This window comes from Brevundimonas sp., assembly GCF_027484365.1.
Taxonomy (GTDB): Bacteria; Pseudomonadota; Alphaproteobacteria; order Caulobacterales; family Caulobacteraceae; genus Brevundimonas.
This window is the reverse complement of record NZ_JAIXTC010000030.1, coordinates 144,237-165,174: the sequence shown is the minus strand read 5'-3', so window position 1 is coordinate 165,174 and position 20,938 is coordinate 144,237. Positions and strand designations below refer to the sequence as shown.

Below are 20,938 nucleotides of genomic sequence, written 5' to 3'. Positions count from 1 at the left end.
ACGCAAGTTGCTTGCCAAGTGTCGCTGAACGTTTAGTGTGTTTACGCAAGCGACGGTGGGTCGCGTGGAGAGTCGCCCATGGCCGAGCCCCCCTTCTGGCAGGCTCTGATGAAGTCGGTCAATTTCTACGCCCGCTTCGCCCCGTCCTTCACCCGCGTCGGCTATGTCGCGCGCGGCCTGCCGTTCAAGCCGGTCAAGGCCGACTATTCAGATCAGACCTGGCTCGTCACCGGGGCGACCGGCGGACTGGGCAAGGCCACGGCCCTGCGGGCCGCCGCCAAGGGTGCCACCGTCTACGCCGTCGGCCGCAATGTGAAGGCGCTGGCCGACCTTGTCCGCGAGGCCGGGGGACCGGGATCGATCATGCCCGTCACCTGCGACCTGTCATCGATGGCCGCCGTCGCCGCCCTGTCGAAACGTCCCGGGATCGCGGCGCTGCAGTTCGACGTCCTCGTCAACAACGTCGGCCTGTTGATGCGCCACTTCGAGGCGACGCCCGAAGGGCTGGAGACCTCCTACGCCACCAACTTGCTGGGCCACTGGATCCTCACCGAGGATCTTCACGCAGCCGGCGCGCTGAAGCCGGGGGCGGCCGTCATCAACGTCGTATCCGGCGGCCTGTACAACCTTGGCCTCAACAAAAAGCTGCTGAACATTCCCGAGGCGCATTTCAACGGCTTCGCCGCCTACGCCGCCCACAAACGGGCGCAGCTGGCCCTGGCTGAGCACTGGCGGGCCGCCTGGGCCTCCGACAGGATCAGGACCTACGCTGTTCACCCCGGCTGGGCGGACACCGCCGGGGTCAAGACCAGCCTTCCCAAGTTCCGCAAGATCCTGGCCCCCATCCTCCGCAACGACCACGAGGGCGCCGATACGATCGACTGGCTGGCGGCGACCCGCCCGCCCGAGGTCGTCGATGAGATCTGGTTCGACCGCAAACCGCGAACCGCCCACGCCTATCCGCACACGCGAAACCCGCGCACATCGGTCGCCGAGGTGGTCGCCTTCCTCGAAGCAGATCGAAAGCGCCTGGCCGTTTGACGGCGGAGCCCGGAGCTTCACGGACAGGGACGGGTCACCCGATGCCCGGATGTCGCAACCGACGCCTGGCTTGATGCCAGTACCGGGCCCTCATTGCACCTCGGAGTCAAACATGAGTGACGACAAGGACATTCACGAATTCTCGGACCGCTTCTCGGCGGCTCTTGAGCGCGGCGACAGTGAGGCTGCGCGCGCCTTCTATGCCCCGGACGCGAGGATCTGGCACAATTTCGACGACTACGAACAGTCGGTCGACGAGAACCTCAGGACGCTGGCCTGGATGCATCGCAAGCTACCGGTCCGGACGTACAACATCCTCCGCCGTGAGATCCTCCACGATGGCTGGATTCAGCAGCATGTTCTGGAGGCCACCCTGCCTGACGGCCGCCCGTTCCGCATGGCCGCCTGCTGCGTCGTCCAGATGAAAGACGGTCTGATCACACGGCTGGACGAGTATCTTGATCCGGCCCAGGCCGCCGTGCTGAAGGACATCAAGGGCTAGGTTGCGATCGCGGCACCCGCCTTCAAAATGGATGGTGCCGCAAACCCCATCTCGGTCGGCCGGCTGACGGACAGTCACGCGACTCGCGAGCCCCTTCTCCGGCCCTGTCCTGCGGAAAAATGAGACTGTCGGGAAGCAGCGCCGAGGGCCCCGGCCAAGGGGCCTGGCCGGTGGCCGGCTCCGTCGATGATCGCACGACAAGGTCGCGAATTTCTCCCTCATCAACGACGACCAGGCCGGTCAGGTCCATGCGGATCCGGAGACCGGATTCGCGAGAGCGCGAGCGGCCGATCGGCCGCCTCCCAACACCCAGATCAGTCATTTTGCAGCGCACAACAGTCACAAGACATTGAGGAAACTTGGGAAAAGTCTGCTGACGCAAGTTGGGCCCGACCGCTCAATTCACAGACTTGCAATTATGGATTTATTGCCGGACTGTCGGCACCGTGAAGCTTGGTGGGATCTTCAAGGTCCCTCCTTTCTGCACCATCCGACGGACGTGCCACGTCGCGCCGGAATGGCCGATGACCGACGATCTCGTCGGTTTGGGGATCAACAAAAAGGGCGAAGCCCTGGGAGGGAAATCGAATGCGCAAACTTACCTTGGCTTGCCTTGCGTCCACTTCACTGACGGCCCTGTGTGCAGTCCCCTTGTCCGCGATGGCTCAGACGGGACCGCAGACCGGTCCGGCCGAAACCGCGACCGCAATCGAGGACGTCATCGTCACGGCGGACCGTCGCGAACGCCGGCTGCAGGACGTGCCCAGCGCGATTACGGCCGTGACCAGTGAAACCCTCGACCGGCAACGGATTGTCGACCTCAGCAGCCTGTCAGGCAGTGTGCCGTCCTTCAGCATGACCGAGGGAACCCCGCTCGGAAAGGAACTGAATATTCGCGGCATCACCAGCGTCCGGATCATCGACGCCAGCGCCGAGCCATCGGTCGGGGTGTTCGTGGACGAAGTCTACATCTCGCGCATGGGGTCGGCCTTTACCGACTTTTACGACCTCGAACGCATCGAGGTTATCCGCGGCCCCCAGGGGGTGCTTCTGGGCAAGAACGTGGTCGGGGGCGCCATCAGCGTCGTCACCAACAAGCCAAGCTTCGACCCGTCCGGGCGGATAACGGCTGGGCTCGGCAACTACAACGCCTTCAACGCTGACGGCTATATGACCGGCCCGCTGACCAGCGAACTGGCCGGCCGTTTCGCTTTCCAGGTCCGCAACCGTGACGGCTATGGTCGCAATGCCCTGCTCAACTACGACATGGACGATCTGACGGCGCATCAGGCCCGGGCCGAGTTTCTGTACCGGCCGGATGACAGTCCGCTCCGGGCCCTGCTGACCGTGGACTACGGCTCGTCCAAGGCGACCCCCGGCGCCCGGACCATGACAGACGATCCCTTCACCGCAGGCATCGGCGCGGTGACCGCCTTCCGAAACGCGCGAGGCCTGGGTCCACGCGAAAGCCTGAGCCCCCAGCGCGACTATTCCAACCGCACGACCTTCGGCGCCAGCTTTAGGATCGACTACGACTTCGACTGGGCGCGCCTGACCGCGATCACGGGCTACCGCAACTCGTCCGGCGAAATGGGCTTCAACCAGCTGGGAGTGGGTTCACCCCCGGGCCTGGCTGACACCTTCTACTTCGCCGAGGATGAGCCCGAGACGCTGGCCCAGGAAGTTCGTCTGGTGTCAAACAATCCTGACAGCCGCTTCAGCTGGATTCTCGGCGCCTTCATCCAGCACGACAATGTCGAGCGCTTCGATGCCAACAAGGCCACCACCAACACGACCATTGCAGCGCTGAGCGGCGAGTATCTCTACACCAACGCGGCTGAACTCGACACGATGGCTGTCTTCGGCCAGGTCAGTTACGAGCTGACCGATCAGTTGACCGCCACGATCGGGGCGCGGTTCACACGGGACGAAAAGGGCGGACACCGGGTTGCCCGCTGCCTCAGTGATGGCGGCGACGGCCTGTGCGTCGCAGCGCTGATCCTCGCCGCAGGGCAGAGCTTTACCGTCGACTACAGCGACGAATGGGACGCCTTCACACCGCAGGGCATCATCGAGTACCGGCCCAACGACGACATCATGATCTATGCCAGCGCCGGCAAGGGCTTCAAGGGAGGCGGCTGGGACCACATCCCCGGCACAAGGGCCGGGGCCCTCATCGGTTACGATCCCGAAGAGGTGATCAACTACGAAATCGGCGCCAAGACCGACCTGTTCGACAACCGCGTCCGTCTGAACGTCGCGGCCTTCCAGATGGACTACACCAACCTCCAGTCCCAGCAGTTGATCCTCGAATGCCTGTGCACCGTCACCAGCAACGCCGGCGCGGCTGATATCAGGGGGTTTGAGGCCGAGCTGACCTGGGCCGTAACCGATGACCTGCTGATCAACGCCTCCGGCTCGCTGATCGACTCTGAATATGTTGACTTCGTCAGCTCCGCCGGCGTGGTCTTCAGCGGAAATCGCATCCAGCGCTCGCCCGAGAACAAGTTCAACGTCGGCTTCTCCTACGATTTTGGACAGGGCGCTTTGACGCGGGCCTTCAGCCTGAAGGCGAACTACACCCAGACGGGCGAGAGCTTCTGGACGCCCAACAATACCATCCGCCAGGAGCCGTTCGGCCTGCTTGACGCGTCGCTGCGGTTCCAGCCGCCCAATGCCGACTGGAACGTAACGGTCTGGGGCAAGAACCTGACGGACGAGCTCTATGCCGTCGCTGCCCAGACCTTCTTCGGCGACCTGATGAACTACTACGGCGCCCCCCGAACCTATGGCGTCGATCTGAGCTACGCCTTCTGATCAGAAGTCCTTCCGTCCCGACCGACTTCGCCCGCGATCCTCCGACAGGAGCATCGCGGGCGTTTTTCTTTGGTCGCAGGAACGTCTGCGCGACTGTCGACAAGGTCGCTTCCCTGCCGCCGCCCGGAACCGTCGGAGCCGCCGGTCAGGCCGGCGCGCAGAGCCCCTGCAGCGGCCCATGCAGGGCATCCGGCGGACGTTACAGTGACTGACCGGCGGCCTGACAGGCGCCGGGGACGGACCGTCCCGAGGTGGTCCGCCGGGACGAAGGCGTCAGCCCTCGCCGGACTCGAACGCCGATGCCTCGATGAAACTCTTGCGGGCCGCGAGCAGGGACAGCAATCCAAGTGGCACCACCACGGCGGACATGATCGCCACGGCGACGCCGATCCGTGCGGAGTCCTTCAGCCAATAGTCGCTGATCAGCGCCACGCCGGTCGGACCGACCGTGAAGGCGACGATGTTGCCAATGAGCAGGTAGAGGGCCATGACCCTCGCCCGCAGGCGGTTCGGTGCAATGGCCTGGAGGCTCGGCGCCGGCAGCCCCTGGGTCAGGCCGAATGCAAACGACATGGCCGCGATCATCGACATCGCCAGCGTCCCGTTCGGGGCAAATGGTGCGCCCAGTGCGAAAGGCAGGGCGAGAGCGGCGCCCGCCATGGCGGCTCTCAGAACGGCATCCGGGGCCCCTCGCGCCGCCATCCGGTCAGACCACCATCCGCCGACGAGTATCCCGCCGGTTCCGAAGATCAGAAGAACGGTTCCGTAGGCTGCGCCGACCTGACTCATCTCCCAGCCGAAGCGCCGGGCCATGAAGGCGGGGGTCCAGGTCAGATAGGCGGCCACCGAGACGCCGATCAGGGAATAGCCAAGAGACAGCAGGGTGAAGGGTTGCCAGCGACGACGCAGGAAGGCGACGAACGACGGCCGCGTCTCGCCGTCCGCCAGCGCCTTCTCCTGTCGCTTCGGCTCGTGCAGAGGCAGCATGGCCAGCATCAGGATCGGCCCCGGGACACTGACGATCAGGAACGCCAGCTGCCAGCTCTTCAACTCACCCAGCAGGGGCAGGCTGACCGGCGGCGCGGTCATGGCCCACTGAATGACGGCCCCGCCGATGATCAGGGCGAGCCCTACCCCGCAGATCGAGCCGATGGCATAGACTCCGAGCGGCCGCGCGCGGCGGGCGGGCGGAAAATTGTCCGCGATCATGGAATAGGCCGCCGGTGAAAGCCCGGCTTCGCCCACGCCGACCCCGATACGCGCCAGGAACAGCGTCAGAAAGCTGCTGGCCATGCCACACGCCGCGGTCATGAGAGACCAGAATCCGATGCTGGCGATGATCAGGTTGCGGCGCGAACTCCGATCCGCCAGCCATGCGAACGGCAACCCCATGACGGTATAGAACAGCGTGAAGGCGAGACCGCTCAGGAGGCTGAACTGGGTGTCGTTGATGTTGAGGTCCCGGCGTACCGGCTCGACCAGCAACGTCAGGATCTGACGGTCAACGAAGGCCAGCGCATAGGCGGCCATCAGGACGAAAACCGTGGCCCACGCCCGCGAGGGGTTCGGCCAGCCGGCCTCACCCGGATTCGCCCCTGGCCGGTACGTTCGAGCAGCCTGATCCATGACGTTTCCAGATTTGTTTTGCAGAATGATTTTGCTTTTGGTCCAAGATTGCAAGTCATTTCGCCGACGGCGCGCGAGGGACATGACATAGTCTGATGTCATGCAAGTCTGTTTACGCAAGCAGACCGTTCCGATAGCCTTCGACCAGCAACAATCGGGAAGCCGCGATGAAGCACTGGCCGATCATGATGGCAGCGGCCCTCCTGACCCCCACGCTCGCCAGCGCCCAGTCTATGTCGGGAATTCCGGACGCCGCGGCCACGGATCCGGTCACCCTCGGCTGGATGGTCGGCTCGCCCCCGTCACCCGACCGGTTGATCCGGTTCGAGGATCAGAGCCTCCTGCGCTTTCCCCAGATCCGCTGGAGCTTCTCGCACTGGCGCGAACTGATGCCGACAGCCGAGATCTCGCGCGGCGACGGTCCGGTCAGCGTCCTGCCCGTGGCGCTGCGCGCTGACCTCGACGCCGTCACCTTCACCCCGATGGGGGCCGCGACGCCCATGACCTGGGAACAGTCCCTGGCCGCCAACTACACCGACGGCATCCTGGTCATGCACAGGGGCGAGATCGTCTATGAGCGCTATTTCGGGGCCCTGACGGCGCAGGGACAGCACCTCGCCCACTCGGTGACCAAGTCGTTTGTTGGAACCCTGGCGGCGATGCTGATCGCTGAGGACCGGCTCGATCGCGACGCCCTGGTCACGCAGTACCTGCCCGAACTGGCTGACAGCGCCTTTGCCGACGCCACGGTGGGTCAGGTGCTCGATATGACCACCGGCCTCGCCTACACCGAGGTCTATACCGATCCGGACTCCGACGCCTTCCACTTTGTCCGTGCGGTCGGGATGCTGCCCCGACCTCCGGGATACTCGGGACCAACCACCGGCTATGACTACCTGAAGACCCTGAAAAAGGCCGGCGAGCACGGACGGGAGTTCCACTACAAGTCCGTCAACACAGAGGTCGCAGGCTGGCTGGTCTCACGCGTCAGCCGCATGACCCTCGCCGAGGTCATGAGCGAACGCTTCTGGCGACCGATGGGAATGGAGCGCGACGCCTATATCCAGGTCGGTTCGAACGGAGCCGGCTACGCAGCCGGGGGGCTCAACCTGCAGCTTCGGGACTTCGGCCGGTTCTGCGAAATGATGAGAAATCGCGGCCGCTTCAACGGTCGCCAGATTGTACCCGAGACCGTCGTTGCCGACATTCAGTCGGGGGGCGATCCCGCCGCCTTCGTCTTTGGCGGTTACGAGACCCTGCCCGGTTGGAGCTATCACGACCAGTGGTGGGTCTCGCACAATCCGAACGGCGCCTTCATGGCGCGCGGCGTCTTCGGCCAAGCCTGCTACGTAGATCCGAAAGCCGAAATGACCATTGTGCGCTTCGCGTCCGGCCCCAATGCCGGGAACGCCCTTATCGATCCGACCTCTCTACCGGCCTACCAGGCGATCAGCGACCACCTTATAGCGACGGCCGCGGCCCGCTGACCGACCGGCCGTGAACGCCTGCCATCAGGGAATACGGCCCGACCACGGAACCGTCGCTGTGGCTGGATGAGAAACGGGGGGCCCGTCTAGACGCTCCTGGTCGCCGGCTGGGCAAGCGCAGCTCCCGACCGTCAACCCGGGCCCGCAGGTTCGGGCGACGTCGGGTCGGATTCGCCTCTGCTTCAGTCCGTCCCGGCCGCAGGGGTTGAGGCGGGCCCCGGATCAAACCGGCGAGGGCGCTTGTCCGGCCGCATCCGATCGTTTCGCACCCGCGTATATCACCAAGCTCAACCAAAGACGGCGCGACAGGCTCCACCGCATGCTCCTGCATGATATGGGGTCGTCGCCGGCGCTTCGGCGATCGAACAGGATGAATGATGACCGACACTCCGGGCGTGATCGAGACCGCTTCATATGGCGAGGCCAGGCCGCCCTGGGCCGGTCCGCTCATGCGGGCCCTCTCGTCGCTATGGCGGGTCGGCCGGCTGATGATTGTCGATCCGGCGGGACGCACGATGGAGGTCGGCCCAGCGTCCCCGCAGACGATTGTCTGGCGCATCCGGCACTGGCGGGCTTTCTCGCGGATGGTCCGGCGCGGGGATATCGGGTTTGCCGAAGGCTATGTCGCCGGAGACTGGGACACGCCCGACCTGCCCGCCCTCCTTCTCGCCTTCGCCGACAATTACGACCATCTCGGCCGGCTTGTAGGTGGCAATCCCGTTGCGCGTGCGATCGATGCGGTCCGCCATGCCTTCTCGTCGAACACCCGCAAGGGGTCGCGGCGGAACATCGTCGCCCACTATGACCTCGGCAACGACTTCTACGCCCAGTGGCTGGACCGGGGGATGACCTACTCCTCCGCCCTCTTCGACGCGCCGGACCAGACCCTCGAAGCCGCCCAGCACGCCAAATACGCCGCCCTGGCGGACGCCGCCGACATCCAGCCGGGCCAGTCGGTGCTGGAGATCGGCTGCGGCTGGGGCGGATTCGCAGAGTATCTGGCGAGAGAACGCGGAGTGCGCGTCACCGCCATCACCCTGTCGCCCTCCCAGAAGGCCTTCGCCGAGCAGCGCATCGCCGGGACCGGGCTCGACGATCGGGTCTCGATCCAGCTGATCGACTACCGCGACGTCCAGGGGACCTTCGATCGCGTCGTCTCCGTCGAAATGTTCGAGGCGGTGGGCGAGGCCTACTGGCCGACCTTCTTCGAAACCGTCCGCGCCCGGCTTGCGCCCGGCGGCCGGGCGGGTCTGCAGATCATCACGATCCGGGACGACCTGCTCGCGACCTACCGGCGGCGTCCCGACTTCATCCAGATGTATGTCTTCCCGGGCGGGATGCTGCCGTCCGAACCGCGGCTGGCGCGTGCGATCGGTGCCGCCGGACTGGAGGGTGAGGTGGTACGCCGCTTCGGGGCGGACTATGCGGAAACCCTGCGCCGCTGGCGGATCGCCTTCGACACCGGCGCCGCCGCCACAAAGGACGAACGGTTCCGCCACCTCTGGCGCTACTACCTCGCCTACTGCGAGGCCGGCTTCCGCTCGGGCCGCACGGACGTCGTCCACATGACCTTGTCCCGCGACGGATCGGCATCCAGTGCGACCGTTCAAGCGTAGCTGTTGATATCCCGGGCTTGATGACAGGCAGTTCCATGTTCGACCGTACACTCGACCCGACCACCGGCCCCGGGCGGCGCATTGCAGTGGTCGGCGCGGGGATCTCGGGACTTTCGGCGGCCTGGCTGTTGTCACGCGGTCACGACGTGGTTCTGTTCGAGGCGGAGGATCGTCTCGGCGGTCACTCCTGCACGGTCGACGCCCCGTCGCTGGACGGCCCCGTCGCTGTAGACACCGGCTTCATCGTCTACAACGAACCGAACTATCCGAACTTCACCGCCCTGCTCGACAACCTCGGCGTCGAGAGCAAGGCGGCCCACATGTCCTTCGCCGTCTCGATGAGCTCGGGCGGCTTCGAATACTCCAGCCACGGCGCGCGCGGCCTGTTCGCCCAGAAGCGCAACCTGGCCAGCCCCCGGTTCCTGGGCATGCTCCTGGATCTGATGCGGTTCCACCGCACCGCCGCAGGCGACCTGGCCGAACTGGACCGGTCCCTGTGCTCCCTGGGCAGCTACCTTGACGACCGCAAATACAGCCAGGCCTTCCGCGACCTGCACCTTTTGCCCCAGGCTGCGGCGATCTGGTCGTCCACGCCGCAGCAGATGGCCGACTACCCGGCCGCCGCCTTCATCCGCTTCTATCGCAACCACCGCCTGCTCGAGGTCGACATGAAGCCGACCTGGCGCACGGTGGCCGGAGGAAGCCGTCGGTATGTCGAGGCGCTCGCCGCGGACTTCCGGGGACAGGTGCGCCTGAACACGCCGGTCACGCGCATCGAACGCGACCAGGACGGGGCGACCCTTCATACCCGCGACGGGGCGGAGCGATTCGACGCGGTCGTCCTGGCCGTCCATTCGGATCAGGCCCTGGCCCTGCTGGCGAACCCGGGCGCGGACGAGCGTCGCCTGCTCCAGCCCATGGCCTACGGTCGCAACCGCGTCGTCCTGCACCGCGACCGCAGCTTCATGCCGCGGCGGCCCGGTGCCTGGGCCGCCTGGAACTATGTCGGCGCCGGCCATGCCGGTTCGGACGGCGCCGCCAGCGTCACCTACTGGATGAACCTGTTGCAGGAGCTGCCGGGGCCGGATCTGTTCGTGACCCTGAACCCGGAGCGTGACCCCGATCCCGCTCTGGTCCTGGCCGACCGCGAATTCGACCATCCGATCTTCAACGCCGCGGCGATGGAGGCCCAGCGGTCCCTGGGCGCGCTTCAGGGACGGAACAACACCTGGTTCTGCGGGGCCTGGTTCGGCTCCGGCTTCCACGAGGATGGACTCCAGGCCGGACTGGCCGTCGCCGAAGACATCGGCGGCGTCCGCAGACCCTGGACCGTCGAGAACGAGAGCGGCCGCATCCCCCTGCCCGTCCCCGGCGTCCAGACCCTGGCCGCCTGATGTCGGCGGGCCTGCGATCCGGGATCTACACGGGGCCGGTGTTCCATCGCCGCCTGCGCCCGAAAGTCCACGCCCTGCGCTACCGCCTCTTCATGCTGCTGGTCGATCTGGATGAATGGGACGATCTCATCGGCCGATTGCGCTGGCTCGGCGCCGGCCGTTTCGGACTGATGACCCTGCGCCAGGCCGACCATGGCGACGGCTCCGAAACCCCTCTCAAGGTGCAGATCGAACAGAGACTGCGTGACGCCGGCATCCCCGCCGGCGGCCGGGTCCAGCTTCTGACCCTGCCCCGTATCCTGGGCTACGGCTTCAACCCGATCAGCGTCTATTTCTGCCACGCCGAAGACGACCGGCTGACCGCCATCCTCTACGAGGTGTCCAACACCTTCGGCGGCCGTCATTCCTACCTGATGCCGGTCGGTGCCGCCTCAGGGCCGGTGCGTCAGGCGGTCGACAAGGCCTTCCACGTCTCGCCCTTCATGGACATGGACCTGACCTACCGGTTCGAGGTCGATCCCCCCGAAGGCGTGGCAGATGAAATCACCCGCGTCTCCATCACCGTGGACGACGCCGAGGGCCCGATGCTTCTGACCGGGTTTTCGGGCGTACGGACCCCACTGACCGACGCCAATCTGCGTCGCGCCTGGCTGAGCCATCCCCTGCTGACGCTGAAGGTCATCGCCGGCATCCACTGGGAGGCGATCCGCCTTGCGCTCAAGGGTCTGCGTCTGCGGGGCGGGATCACGCCCGCCTATCCCGTCACGGTCGGGGGACCGTCTGAACCCTCCGCCGGAGCCCGACATGCCTAGATTCACCCTGCCGCTCGCGGCCGCCCTCATGCTGATGATCGCGACGACCGCATCCGCCCAGGCGCCGGAACCCCGACGCACGATTGACCTCGACCGCTTCATGGGCCGTTGGCACGAGATCCTGCGCACCCCGAATGATCACCAGCGCGACTGCTGGGCCGCGAGCCAGGTCTGGAGCCGCCGCGCGCCGAACGACTTCTCGATCAGCCAGACCTGTCGACAAGGAACCCGAGACGGTCGCGTCACCACCATCAACACCCGCGCCCGCGTCACCGACACCACGACCAACGCCAAGTTCGAGGCCAGCTTCTTCGCGGGCCTGATCCGCCAGCGCTACTGGGTGATCGATGTCGCTCCCGACTACAGCTGGATGATCGCCACCACGGCCGACGGCCGGTTCCCGGCCCTGCTGTCGCGCAGCCCGACGATCAGTGCGGCCGAACAGACCCGACTGCGCAACCGGATGGCCGAGCTCGGCCTGCCGACCCGCCAACTGATCCAGCGCTGACTCTGAAGGACCACAGCCATGAGCCTCCTCGCCCAACGCGTGAACAAGCTTCAGGACGCGCCCTTCCCCGACTTCATCACCCGCCCGGCCATCGCGCTGCTGGTCGCGACAGCGCGCAAGACCTACGCCTCCGCCCCCGAAGATGAGGCCGGGTTCGCCCGCGAGATGGCCGAACGGCCCGTCGCCGAGCACACGGACGCCGCCAACCAGCAGCATTACGAACTGCCGGCCCGCTTCTTCCAGCTCTGCCTCGGCGCGCACCGGAAATACTCGAGCTGCTTCTACGAGACCCCGAACGCCTCGCTCGACGACGCGGAGGCGTCAGCCCTGCGCCTGACCTGCGAACATGCGGACCTGAAGGACGGTCAGGCGATCCTCGAGCTCGGGTGCGGCTGGGGCTCGCTGTCGCTGTGGATGGCGGAGCGCTATCCGAACGCGACCATCACGGCTGTGTCGAACTCCCGCAGCCAGAAGGCTTTCATCGACGGCGAGGCTGCGGCGCGCGGCCTGACCAACCTGACCATCGTCACCGCCGACATGAATGTCTTCGACATTGATCGGACCTTCGACCGGATCGTCTCGGTCGAGATGTTCGAGCATATGGCCAACTGGCGCGCCCTCCTGACCCGTGCCCGGACCTGGCTGAAGGCCGACGGGCGGATGTTCCTTCACGTCTTCAGCCACATCGACGCCCCCTACCGGTTCGAGGTCTCCGACGACGCCGACTTCATCGCCCAGCATTTCTTCACCGGCGGCGTCATGCCCAGCCACAACCTGATCCGCCAGTATGCCGATCTGTTCGAGGTCGAGCAGGACTGGCGCTGGAGCGGGACCCACTACCGGCGCACCGCCGATGACTGGCTGGAGAATTTCGACGACAACGTCGAGGAGATCCGGGGCCTGATGAAGGAGGTCTACGGTGCCGACCACGCCCTGTGGATGCGACGCTGGCGCCGGTTCTTCATGGCCACGGCCGGCCTGTTCGGCGACAGCGATGGAACGGTGTGGGGCGTCAGCCATTACCGCCTGAAGGGGATCTGAAGACATGCGCTATCTCGCTGCTTTCGGCATATCGGCCGTCGTCATGCTGGCGCTCGACGCCGTCTGGCTGACGGTCATGGGCGACCGCCTCTATCGCCCCGTGCTGGGCGACTGGATGAGGGAATCCTTCCTCCTGCCGCCGGCGATCGCCTTTTACGTCCTGTTCCTGTCCGGCGTGACCTTCCTGGCGACCGTTCCGGCGCTCCAGCAAGGCTCATGGCAACGCGCGGCGATCAACGGCGCCGTCTTCGGCCTCGTCGCCTATGCCACCTATGACCTGACCAACCAGGCGACCCTGACCCGCTGGTCTATGACGATCACCCTGGTCGACATGACCTGGGGCACCTTCCTGGCGGCCACAGCGGCCCTGGCGGGGTATTTCGGGTCGCGCCTGATGGTGCGCTGAGCCGGGCGATCCAGCCCGGGCGGAGCCGCCCGGGCGCAGACGTCCGGCTCCTGTGCCGAGACGCCGGGACTCAGGCCCCGGCCTTCTCGGTCAGCATCGCCTTGAGGTCGGTCTTCAGCACCTTGCCGGCGGCGTTTCTCGGCATGGGCTGGTCGAGCAGATAGATGTCCACCGGCCTCTTGAAGGCCGCGAGGCGCCCCACCGTCATACCCCGCAGCGCCTCGACGTCAACCGTCTGACCGGGCGCAACCGACACGAAGGCCACGGGCTCCTCGCCCAGAACCGGATGGGGCCGCGCGACCAGGGCGACCTCGGCCACGCCCGGATATTCGAACAGGATCGCCTCGACCTCCTGGCAGTAGATGTTCTCCCCGCCCCGGATGATGATGTCCTTCTTCCGATCGACGATGAAACAGAAACCCTCGTCATCGACGCGCGCCAGATCTCCCGTCCTCACCCATCCGTCGACGAAGGTCTGGGCCGTCTCTTCCGGCCGGTTCCAGTAGCCACGCACGATGTTGGGTCCATAGGCCAGCAGTTCTCCGACCTCGCCCGTCGGAACTTCCCGCCCATCCGCGTCGACGACCCTGATCTCTCCGACCGGAATGGCCGGTCCGCAGCTGTCGGGGCGGTTCAGATAGTCCTCGCCCAGATGATGGGTATGGGTCGCCGAGGTCTCGGTCATGCCCCAGCCGGATCCGGGACGGCCGGTGGTCTTCTTCGCGATCTCCCCGACCAGGGCGCTCGGCGCGGCCGCGCCGCCATAGGCGACCAGCTCCAGCGACGACAGGTCGTACTTGTCCCGGTCCGGATGCTGCAGCAACTGAATCGCCACCGTGGGCACGCCGCCGATCGAACTGATCCGCTCGCGCTCGATCAGCATCAAAGCCTCGCCTGCATCGAACCGGCGCTGGCAGACCAGCCTCTGGCCGATGACCAGGCCGGGCAGGAGGACGGCGTTGCAGCCCGTCGTGTGGAAGAAGGGAATCGAGACCAGGCCCACCTTCTGCGGCGCATCGGGATCGATCTGCGGCGGGGCCTCACCCCTTCGCACATAGCTTCGGCTCAGGGAGAACAGGCCGGCGACCAGACTGCAGGCCGCATTGCGATGCGTGCCCAGTGCGCCCTTGGGAAGCCCGGTGGTGCCCGAGGTGTAGAAGATGGTCGCCGCATCCTCCGGCCCGATCGCGACGCCCGGCATTGCGCCCTCGGGCAGGTCCGCCCAGGTGCCGGAACCGCCGATCACGGATTCCAGCGCGGTCACGCGCGCGTCGCCCGGCGATGCCGGCATCCGGCAGGCGAAAACCCGGGTAATGTCGGGCAGGTCATCGAGCGCGGGACGGATCAGCGCCAGCCGTTCGGCATCGACCACCGCGACCTTGCTGCCCGAGTCCTTCAACCCGAACGCCAGCTCCTCGGCGCTCCACCAGGCGTTCAGCGGCGTCACGACGGCACCCAGCAGGGCCGCGCCGAAGAAGGCGACCGGCCATTCCGGCAGGTTCCTCATGATCACAGCCACCCGATCTCCGGCGACCACGCCCGAGGCGCTCAGCTCGGCGGCGAAGGCCAGGGTCGCCCGGGCGAAGGCTTCGAAGGTGACCCGCTCCTCCCCATAGACAATGAAGGTCTTCGCCCCGTGCGCACGGCCGGCGAGGAAGGTGTGCATCAGCGTCGGCGGCGCGTTCTTCCAGACCTTAACCGGACGTCCTTCGATCTCGACCGTCTCGATCTCGAACAGCGTTCCCGGCTGGGTCAGCAGGGCCGTCGCCTCTGCGAGACCCATGGCGGGCCAGCCGGCGAAGATGGGCGGGGCCGGATCGACCGCGTCATTCATGGGTGTTTCCTCGTATGGCCGCTTGTGCGGCTCTCAACTGTGACGCTGGATCAAAGACCACGGCCAAGGCGAAGATGCGGCGATCGGGGTTGATACACAACGCATCTGACCAACGTTCACCGGGTCCATACAGGATCCTTGAGCAAGCACGCCCGCCGCTTCAACGGGTGCCAGACGGCGGTCTGCCGATGAAGGCCACGAGGCGCCGGGACCACGTGGGGCAGTGACGCGCGTCGCGTTAACGTGACATCCACGGGGCCTGTGCAGACTGGCGTTATGACAAGCGCCATCGATATCGGCCGCGCGACGGCGTTTTCCGACGCGGGTGAGACCGCAGCGCGGCTCGACGCGCCGGGTTTGCAGGCGCTCGCCGCCCGGACCGTAGCCCCATCGAAGGCCGACGGCGCCGCGCGTCGCGGCCCCTTCCGTCCCGAGGTCTGGCTGAATGCGCGCCAGCGTCACGCCTCGCGCCTCGCCGTCCACTGGTTCCGCAGCGCCGACGTCGCCGCGGTGTCGATCATCACCGTCGCCATGGTCTGGGCCATGACGCCCGGCGGCCTGTTTGCAGCGCCTCTGTCGGCCGCCCTGCCGCTGGTCGTCGGCGCCGTGGTCGTGCTCGGCCTGATGCGGTCACTTGGCCTCTACCGGTTCACGCGGGATCAGAAGGTGCCCCTGCATCTGGCCGCCGTCGCCGCACTGTCCCTGAGCGGCGGCGCTACGGCTGTCCTGCTGGATGCCGTCCTCGCCGGTGGAGCGACCCTGTCCGCCTACATTATCTGGACCGCCCTGGTGACCGTCAGCCTCTATGCCCTGCACATGGGCTGGAGCGACCTCGTCGCCGGCTGGCGCGGCAAGGGCGCACTGACGCCGAACATCGTCCTGGTCGGCGCCACCCGTCACGCCGAAACCCTGATCAGGGATGCGCTCCAGCGGCGCGACATCAATGTGCTCGGCGTCTTCGACGACCGTCTGGCCCGCTCGCCGGACAGCCTGGTCGGCGTCCCGGTCCTGGGCGATGCCGAAGCCCTGATGACCCACCGGATGACGCCCTATGTCGACCGCATCGTCCTCGCCATCGACCCGAAGGCCGAAAAGCGCGTCCGCGAACTGACTGCCCGCCTGTCCGCCCTTCCGAACGAAGTCACCCTGCTGGTCGATCCGGTGGACGAGCGTGAACGGAGCGCCGCCCTGGACCGTCTGGCGAGCGCGCCCCTGGCCTCGCTCGACGGCCGCGTCGACGACGACCGCCGCGCCTTCAACAAGCGGATCCAGGACCTCGTCATCGGTACAGTCGCCCTGATCCTGCTGGCGCCGATCATGGCCCTGACCGCGCTCGCCATCCGCCTCGACAGTCCCGGTCCCGTCTTCTTCCGCCAGCGTCGCCACGGCTTCATCCACGAGGAGATCGTGGTCTGGAAATTCCGGTCGATGCGCCAGGAGGCCGCCGACGCCACCGCCAGCCGTCAGGTCACGACCGACGACGACCGCGTCACCCGCGTGGGACGTTTCATTCGTTCCACCAGCCTCGACGAACTGCCCCAGATCTTCAACGTCCTGAAGGGCGAGATGTCCCTGGTCGGCCCCCGCCCCCACGCCATCGGCATGAAGACCGGCGCGGTCGAGAGCGCCCGTCTCGTGGCCGAATACGCCCACCGTCACCGCATGAAGCCCGGCATGACCGGCTGGGCCGCCATCAAGGGCTCGCGCGGTCCGCTCCACTCGGCCCAGGACGTGCGCCGTCGGGTCCAGCTCGACATCGACTACATCGAGCGTCAGTCCCTGTGGCTCGACCTCTGGATCATGCTCGTCACCATCCCCGTCCTGCTCGGCGACCGCGCGGCGGTTCGCTGATGTTCTGGCGCGGCGTCTGGGGCTACCTGCCCGCCAACATCATCCAGGGTCTGGTCGGGTTCGGGGCTATCGTCGTCTTCACCCGCCTGTTGTCGGCCGAGGATTTCGGCCGGTACGCCATCGCCTTCTCGATCATGACCCTCGTCCATGTCGGCACCTTCAGCTGGCTGGAAGCCGCCATGGCGCGCTTCTGGGCCGCCGAGCAGGGCCAGGCCCTGGCCGACCATTTCCTGACCCTGTACCGCACGGCTGCGGTGATGAGCGTCGCCGTCCTGCCGTTCGCCGCCTTGCTGCTCTGGGTCTCGCCCATCGGCGACGGGCTGAAGCTGGCGATCGCCGCGGGTCTGGTCGGCATCCCGATCCGCTGTCTCGCCAAACTGGCCCAGGAGCGGTTCCGGGCCTCGGGCGAGGTCACGAAATCGGCCGGCATGGACATCGCCGTCACCCTCGGAGGCTTCGCCATCGGCGCCTTCTGCGCCTTCCACGGCGTCGGCGCGGCCTCGCCCCTGATTGGCCTGGCCGTCGGCCCCCTGCTGGTCCTGCCCTTCGTCCTGCCCAACGAGCTGAAACAGGCGCGCGGCGGGGTCCTTTATCGCGACCGCCTCGGGTCCTATGCCCGCTACGGCTACCCGATCGCGGCCGGTCTCGGCCTGTCGCTGATCATGGCCTCAACCGACCGGTTCCTGCTCGAGATCTACATGGGTCCGGCAGCGGTCGGCGCCTATCACGCGGGCTACAGTCTCGCGAACCGCACCCTCGACGTCCTGTTCATCTGGCTGGGCGCCGCCGGAACGCCCGCCCTCATCATGGCCTGGGAGCGCGGCAGCCGCGAGGCCTTTATGAAGGCCGCACGCGAACAGGCCTCGACCTTCATCCTGATCGGCCTGCCCGCGGCCGTCGGCGTGGCCCTCGTCGCCCGTCCGCTCGCCGACTTCATGATCGGCGAGGACCTGCGCTCCGTCGCCGCCTCGGTCACGCCGTGGATCGCCCTGTCGGCCCTGCTCTCGGGCTCGACGGCCTACTACCTCAGCCAGTCCTTCGTGCTGGGCCGCCGCACCGATCGCCTGCTCCTGACCCTCTGCATCCCGGCGGGAGCGAACGTGATCCTGAACCTGATCCTCGTCCCGAGCATGGGCGTGCACGGCGCGGCCATCGCTACGGCGACCAGCTTCGGCATCGGCGTCCTGGCCTCGATCGGCATGGGCCGCTCGATCGTCGCCATGCCCATCCCCTGGGACACCCTGATCCGCTGCGGCGTCGCCTCCGCCGCCATGGCCGCCGCCGTCCTGCCCCTGCCCGCCATCGGGGGCGTGGCCGAACTGATCCTCAAGGCCGGGGTCGGTGCGATCGTCTACGGCGGCGTCGTCATGATCCTGAACGCCGCCGGGGTCCGCGACCTCGCCACACGCCTGATCGGCGCCCGCCTGAACCGGAGCGCGACCGCATGAGCCGTCCCGTCATCACCGACAATGCGAAGCGACGCGGCGCTAATCCGGCCGTCTCCGTCCTGATCCCCTTCCTGCGCGACGACCCGTCCGACCTGCTCCAGCTGCTCGACGAGGAGGCCGGCGCGGTCGACCGCGCGGTCGAGATCATCGTCATGGACGACGGCACCAACGACCCCGAACTGACCGCCCGTCTGCAGGCGCAGATCAAGGCCATGGCCCTCCCCGCCCGCCTGATCACCCTCAAGGCCAACGAAGGCCGTTCCAAGGGCCGCAACCGCCTCGCCGACGCCGCGCGCGGCGGATCGCTGCTGTTCCTCGACAGCGACATGCGTCCCGACCATCGCCGCTTCCTGTGGACCTGGGCCGACCTCGTCGCCCGCGAGGATCCGGCCGTGGCCTTCGGCGGCTTCTCCCTGCTCCAGGCTCCGACCGACGCCCGCTTCCAGGTCCACCGCTCCATGGCCGCGAAGAGCGACTGCGTCCCGTATCAGGAGCGCGCCCGCACGCCGGAGAAATACGTCTTCACCTCCAACCTGCTGGTCCGCCGCGACGTCTTCGAGGCCGAGACCTTCGACGCCGAATTCTCCGGCTGGGGCTGGGAGGACGTCGAATGGGCCATGCGGGTCTCGCGTCGCTTCACCGTCGTCCACGTCGACAACCCGGCCACCCACATGGGTCTGGACACGGTCGAGGCCCTCGCCGGGAAATACGAACAGTCCGCCGGCAACTTCGCCCGGGTCGTCGCCCGCCACCCCGACATCGTCGGGACCTACCCCAGCTACAAGGCCGCCCGCCTGCTGAAGAAGGTCCCCGCCATCGGCGTCATCCGCCCCTGGATCAAACGGGTCGCCACCACGACCTGGATGCCGACCCGGGCCCGCGCCTTCTCTCTGCGCCTCTACCGCGCCGCCCTCTACGCCGGAGCCGTGTGATGCAGCCGGTGTCGGTCCTCGTGCCGACCATGCGCCGTCCGGAGAGTCTGGAGCGGGCGCTGCGGTCCCTGTTCGCCCAGACCGCGCCGATGGCCTCCATCGTCGTCGTCGACAACGACCCGGCCGCCACGGCGCGGGAGACGGTCGCCCGCCTGACGCCCGAGTGCCCGTGCCCCCTGATCTATGGCCACGAGCCGCGTCCCGGCGTCGCCACGGCCCGGAACGCCGGCCTGTCGCTGACCGACGCGCCCCTGATCGCCTTCCTTGACGACGACGAGGCCGCCTCGCCCGGCTGGCTGGCCGCTCTCCTCACCGCCCTCGACCAGACCCGGACCGATGTCATCTTCGGCCCCATCGCCGGCCGCGTCCCCGCCGACACAGGCTGGGCCACCCCCTACCTCGAGGCCTTCTTCGGCCGCGCGGGTCCGACCACCACACAGCGGATCGACAAGCCCTGGGGCTGCGGCAACTCCCTGATGATCCGCGCCACGGCCCTGCCCGGCACCGCCCCGTTCGACGCCTCGGCCGACCAGTCGGGCGGCGAGGACGACGCCCTGTTCGCGGCACTCGAGGCGCGCGGCGGGACCTTCGGCTGGGCCGCCGACGCCTGGGTCGACGAGTTCGCCCCGTCCCACCGGGCCACGATGCGCTACGCCCTGTCCCGCGCCTTCGCCTATGGTCAGGGGCCCAGCCAGACCGCAGCAAAGGCCGGCGACTGGCCCGGTGTCGCCCGCTGGATGATCGTGGGCGCCGTTCAGGCCCTCGTCTGGGGCCTCGCCGCCATCATGGTGACCATCATGGCCCATCCCTCCCGCGCCCACCTGATGGACAGGGCCGCGCGCGGTCTCGGAAAGATCTTCTGGATGAAGGGTTTCGAACCCCGGTTCTACGGCGCGCGCGAACTCGCCCGCCTCGACAGGGTCAGCCCGTCAGCCGCCTGAGGAAGGCCGGGGGCGAGTAGGTCGAGCGATTGACCACCACCCCCGCGATCCGGCCGCCGACCGCCTCGATCTCGTCCCTCAGGATGACCGGCTCGTTCGCCGCCGTGCTCTCGGCCGCCACGATCAGAACCGTCGCATCCACAAAGGGGGCCAGGGTGATCGCCAGATCGCTGCGGTCCGCCGCCGGGGCGTCGATCACCACCGTATCGGCATGTTTCCGCATCGCGTCCCAGTAGCGCGGGTCCGACAGGGGTTCGGCCCTCTGCCCCGACCGCAGCACCTCCGCCCGGAACCGCGTGATCCACAGCCGTCCGCCGAGGCAGGGCCGCGCCGTCATCAGCCGCGCCGGCGCGATCGGCTTGCGATCCCGGCCCATGACCGGCGGCGTCACGGCGAAGAAGCTCGATCCGTTCGGCGATGAGGCTGCAGCCGCTCCCAGTCGTCCGAACCGCTCCGGCTCTGCGGCCACGGCCTCCTGCTGCGAGGGCTGGGCCATGTCGGCGTCGATCAACCAGACGGGTTTCCTCGCCCGCACCGCCGCCAGCCTGGCGAACTCACGCGCCACCGTCGAGGCGCCCTCGCCTGTATTGGCGCATGCGAACTGGATGACCCGTCCACGATGGGCGGGGGCCGATCCCAGCGCGGCCCAGAGGCCCGCCATTTCTGATGTCAGATCGACCAT

The 20,938-nt window shown here is 67.3% G+C and carries 17 protein-coding genes; 14 read left to right on the top strand and 3 right to left on the bottom strand.

Features of this window, described 5'->3' with window-relative positions:
- Positions 1-78 precede the first annotated feature (78 nt).
- The 3 genes from Q0044_RS16095 (at position 79) to Q0044_RS16085 (ending at position 4,360) form a co-directional block, all read left to right on the top strand.
- Positions 79-1,041, top strand: coding sequence for an SDR family NAD(P)-dependent oxidoreductase (locus tag Q0044_RS16095; protein WP_298163492.1), 963 nt, complete (start codon positions 79-81; stop codon positions 1,039-1,041).
- Between the two features lie 112 nt (positions 1,042-1,153).
- A complete protein-coding gene (locus Q0044_RS16090; RefSeq protein ID WP_298163490.1) occupies positions 1,154-1,543 on the top strand; it encodes a nuclear transport factor 2 family protein in 390 nt (129 codons plus the stop codon).
- A 660-nt stretch (positions 1,544-2,203) separates the two neighbouring features.
- The gene (locus Q0044_RS16085) at positions 2,204-4,360 is read left to right on the top strand and encodes a TonB-dependent receptor (RefSeq protein ID WP_298163539.1); all 2,157 of its coding nucleotides are present in this window, start codon (positions 2,204-2,206) and stop codon (positions 4,358-4,360) included.
- Between the two features lie 273 nt (positions 4,361-4,633).
- Here Q0044_RS16085 and Q0044_RS16080 read toward each other — a convergent pair whose 3' ends face one another.
- The gene (locus Q0044_RS16080; RefSeq protein ID WP_298163488.1) at positions 4,634-5,986 is read right to left on the bottom strand and encodes a spinster family MFS transporter; all 1,353 of its coding nucleotides are present in this window, start codon (positions 5,984-5,986) and stop codon (positions 4,634-4,636) included.
- A 167-nt stretch (positions 5,987-6,153) separates the two neighbouring features.
- Here Q0044_RS16080 and Q0044_RS16075 point away from each other — a divergent pair, with 167 nt between their 5' ends.
- The 7 genes from Q0044_RS16075 (at position 6,154) to Q0044_RS16045 (ending at position 13,250) form a co-directional block, all read left to right on the top strand.
- Positions 6,154-7,473: a serine hydrolase domain-containing protein gene (locus Q0044_RS16075; protein WP_298163484.1), complete on the top strand. Its 1,320-nt coding sequence runs from the start codon at positions 6,154-6,156 to the stop codon at positions 7,471-7,473.
- A gap of 377 nt (positions 7,474-7,850) precedes the next feature.
- On the top strand, positions 7,851-9,089 hold the full coding sequence (locus Q0044_RS16070; RefSeq protein ID WP_298163483.1) for an SAM-dependent methyltransferase: 1,239 nt from the start codon (positions 7,851-7,853) through the stop codon (positions 9,087-9,089).
- A gap of 35 nt (positions 9,090-9,124) precedes the next feature.
- Positions 9,125-10,483, top strand: a complete 1,359-nt coding sequence (locus Q0044_RS16065) for an NAD(P)/FAD-dependent oxidoreductase (protein ID WP_298163481.1) — start codon at positions 9,125-9,127, stop codon at positions 10,481-10,483.
- On the top strand, positions 10,483-11,295 hold the full coding sequence (locus tag Q0044_RS16060; RefSeq protein WP_298163479.1) for a DUF1365 domain-containing protein: 813 nt from the start codon (positions 10,483-10,485) through the stop codon (positions 11,293-11,295). Before Q0044_RS16065 ends, Q0044_RS16060 begins: the two co-directional genes overlap by 1 nt.
- Positions 11,288-11,803 (top strand): lipocalin family protein, encoded by a 516-nt coding sequence (locus tag Q0044_RS16055; RefSeq protein ID WP_298163478.1) that lies wholly within the window; start codon positions 11,288-11,290, stop codon positions 11,801-11,803. The genes Q0044_RS16060 and Q0044_RS16055 overlap by 8 nt, the downstream gene beginning before the upstream one ends.
- A gap of 18 nt (positions 11,804-11,821) precedes the next feature.
- Positions 11,822-12,844, top strand: a complete 1,023-nt coding sequence (locus Q0044_RS16050; protein ID WP_298163477.1) for an SAM-dependent methyltransferase — start codon at positions 11,822-11,824, stop codon at positions 12,842-12,844.
- A gap of 4 nt (positions 12,845-12,848) precedes the next feature.
- Positions 12,849-13,250, top strand: a complete 402-nt coding sequence (locus tag Q0044_RS16045) for a DUF2177 family protein (protein ID WP_298163476.1) — start codon at positions 12,849-12,851, stop codon at positions 13,248-13,250.
- 70 nt (positions 13,251-13,320) lie between these two features.
- On the opposite strand, the gene Q0044_RS16040 is transcribed toward Q0044_RS16045, so the two are convergent.
- The gene (locus tag Q0044_RS16040) at positions 13,321-15,084 is read right to left on the bottom strand and encodes a class I adenylate-forming enzyme family protein (RefSeq protein ID WP_298163475.1); all 1,764 of its coding nucleotides are present in this window, start codon (positions 15,082-15,084) and stop codon (positions 13,321-13,323) included.
- Between the two features lie 276 nt (positions 15,085-15,360).
- Between Q0044_RS16040 and Q0044_RS16035 the strand changes: the two genes are divergently transcribed.
- From Q0044_RS16035 to Q0044_RS16020, 4 genes are read left to right on the top strand one after another with little or no spacing between them, the layout of a single operon-like run.
- Entirely contained in the window at positions 15,361-16,935 is a 1,575-nt protein-coding gene (locus Q0044_RS16035) for an exopolysaccharide biosynthesis polyprenyl glycosylphosphotransferase (protein ID WP_298163473.1), read from the top strand.
- Positions 16,935-18,383 (top strand): oligosaccharide flippase family protein, encoded by a 1,449-nt coding sequence (locus tag Q0044_RS16030; RefSeq protein WP_298163472.1) that lies wholly within the window; start codon positions 16,935-16,937, stop codon positions 18,381-18,383. Before Q0044_RS16035 ends, Q0044_RS16030 begins: the two co-directional genes overlap by 1 nt.
- Positions 18,380-19,315 carry a glycosyltransferase family 2 protein gene (locus tag Q0044_RS16025; protein WP_298163471.1) on the top strand — a complete coding sequence of 312 codons (936 nt, stop codon included), beginning with the start codon at positions 18,380-18,382 and terminating at the stop codon, positions 19,313-19,315. The genes Q0044_RS16030 and Q0044_RS16025 overlap by 4 nt, the downstream gene beginning before the upstream one ends.
- Positions 19,315-20,256, top strand: a complete 942-nt coding sequence (locus tag Q0044_RS16020; protein WP_298163470.1) for a glycosyltransferase family 2 protein — start codon at positions 19,315-19,317, stop codon at positions 20,254-20,256. Before Q0044_RS16025 ends, Q0044_RS16020 begins: the two co-directional genes overlap by 1 nt.
- On the opposite strand, the gene Q0044_RS16015 is transcribed toward Q0044_RS16020, so the two are convergent.
- Positions 20,237-20,917: a P-loop NTPase family protein gene (locus tag Q0044_RS16015; RefSeq protein ID WP_298163468.1), complete on the bottom strand. Its 681-nt coding sequence runs from the start codon at positions 20,915-20,917 to the stop codon at positions 20,237-20,239. The genes Q0044_RS16020 and Q0044_RS16015 overlap by 20 nt on opposite strands.
- Positions 20,918-20,938: the final 21 nt, after the last annotated feature.

Coding starts and splice junctions, on each gene's coding strand:
- Q0044_RS16095 (WP_298163492.1), top strand. CDS start 79: ATGGCCGAGCCCCCCTTCTGGCAGGCTCTGATGAAGTCGGTCAATTTC.
- Q0044_RS16090 (WP_298163490.1), top strand. CDS start 1,154: ATGAGTGACGACAAGGACATTCACGAATTCTCGGACCGCTTCTCGGCG.
- Q0044_RS16085 (WP_298163539.1), top strand. CDS start 2,204: ATGGCTCAGACGGGACCGCAGACCGGTCCGGCCGAAACCGCGACCGCA.
- Q0044_RS16080 (WP_298163488.1), bottom strand. CDS start 5,986: ATGGATCAGGCTGCTCGAACGTACCGGCCAGGGGCGAATCCGGGTGAG.
- Q0044_RS16075 (WP_298163484.1), top strand. CDS start 6,154: ATGAAGCACTGGCCGATCATGATGGCAGCGGCCCTCCTGACCCCCACG.
- Q0044_RS16070 (WP_298163483.1), top strand. CDS start 7,851: ATGACCGACACTCCGGGCGTGATCGAGACCGCTTCATATGGCGAGGCC.
- Q0044_RS16065 (WP_298163481.1), top strand. CDS start 9,125: ATGTTCGACCGTACACTCGACCCGACCACCGGCCCCGGGCGGCGCATT.
- Q0044_RS16060 (WP_298163479.1), top strand. CDS start 10,483: ATGTCGGCGGGCCTGCGATCCGGGATCTACACGGGGCCGGTGTTCCAT.
- Q0044_RS16055 (WP_298163478.1), top strand. CDS start 11,288: ATGCCTAGATTCACCCTGCCGCTCGCGGCCGCCCTCATGCTGATGATC.
- Q0044_RS16050 (WP_298163477.1), top strand. CDS start 11,822: ATGAGCCTCCTCGCCCAACGCGTGAACAAGCTTCAGGACGCGCCCTTC.
- Q0044_RS16045 (WP_298163476.1), top strand. CDS start 12,849: ATGCGCTATCTCGCTGCTTTCGGCATATCGGCCGTCGTCATGCTGGCG.
- Q0044_RS16040 (WP_298163475.1), bottom strand. CDS start 15,084: ATGAATGACGCGGTCGATCCGGCCCCGCCCATCTTCGCCGGCTGGCCC.
- Q0044_RS16035 (WP_298163473.1), top strand. CDS start 15,361: ATGACAAGCGCCATCGATATCGGCCGCGCGACGGCGTTTTCCGACGCG.
- Q0044_RS16030 (WP_298163472.1), top strand. CDS start 16,935: ATGTTCTGGCGCGGCGTCTGGGGCTACCTGCCCGCCAACATCATCCAG.
- Q0044_RS16025 (WP_298163471.1), top strand. CDS start 18,380: ATGAGCCGTCCCGTCATCACCGACAATGCGAAGCGACGCGGCGCTAAT.
- Q0044_RS16020 (WP_298163470.1), top strand. CDS start 19,315: ATGCAGCCGGTGTCGGTCCTCGTGCCGACCATGCGCCGTCCGGAGAGT.
- Q0044_RS16015 (WP_298163468.1), bottom strand. CDS start 20,917: ATGGCGGGCCTCTGGGCCGCGCTGGGATCGGCCCCCGCCCATCGTGGA.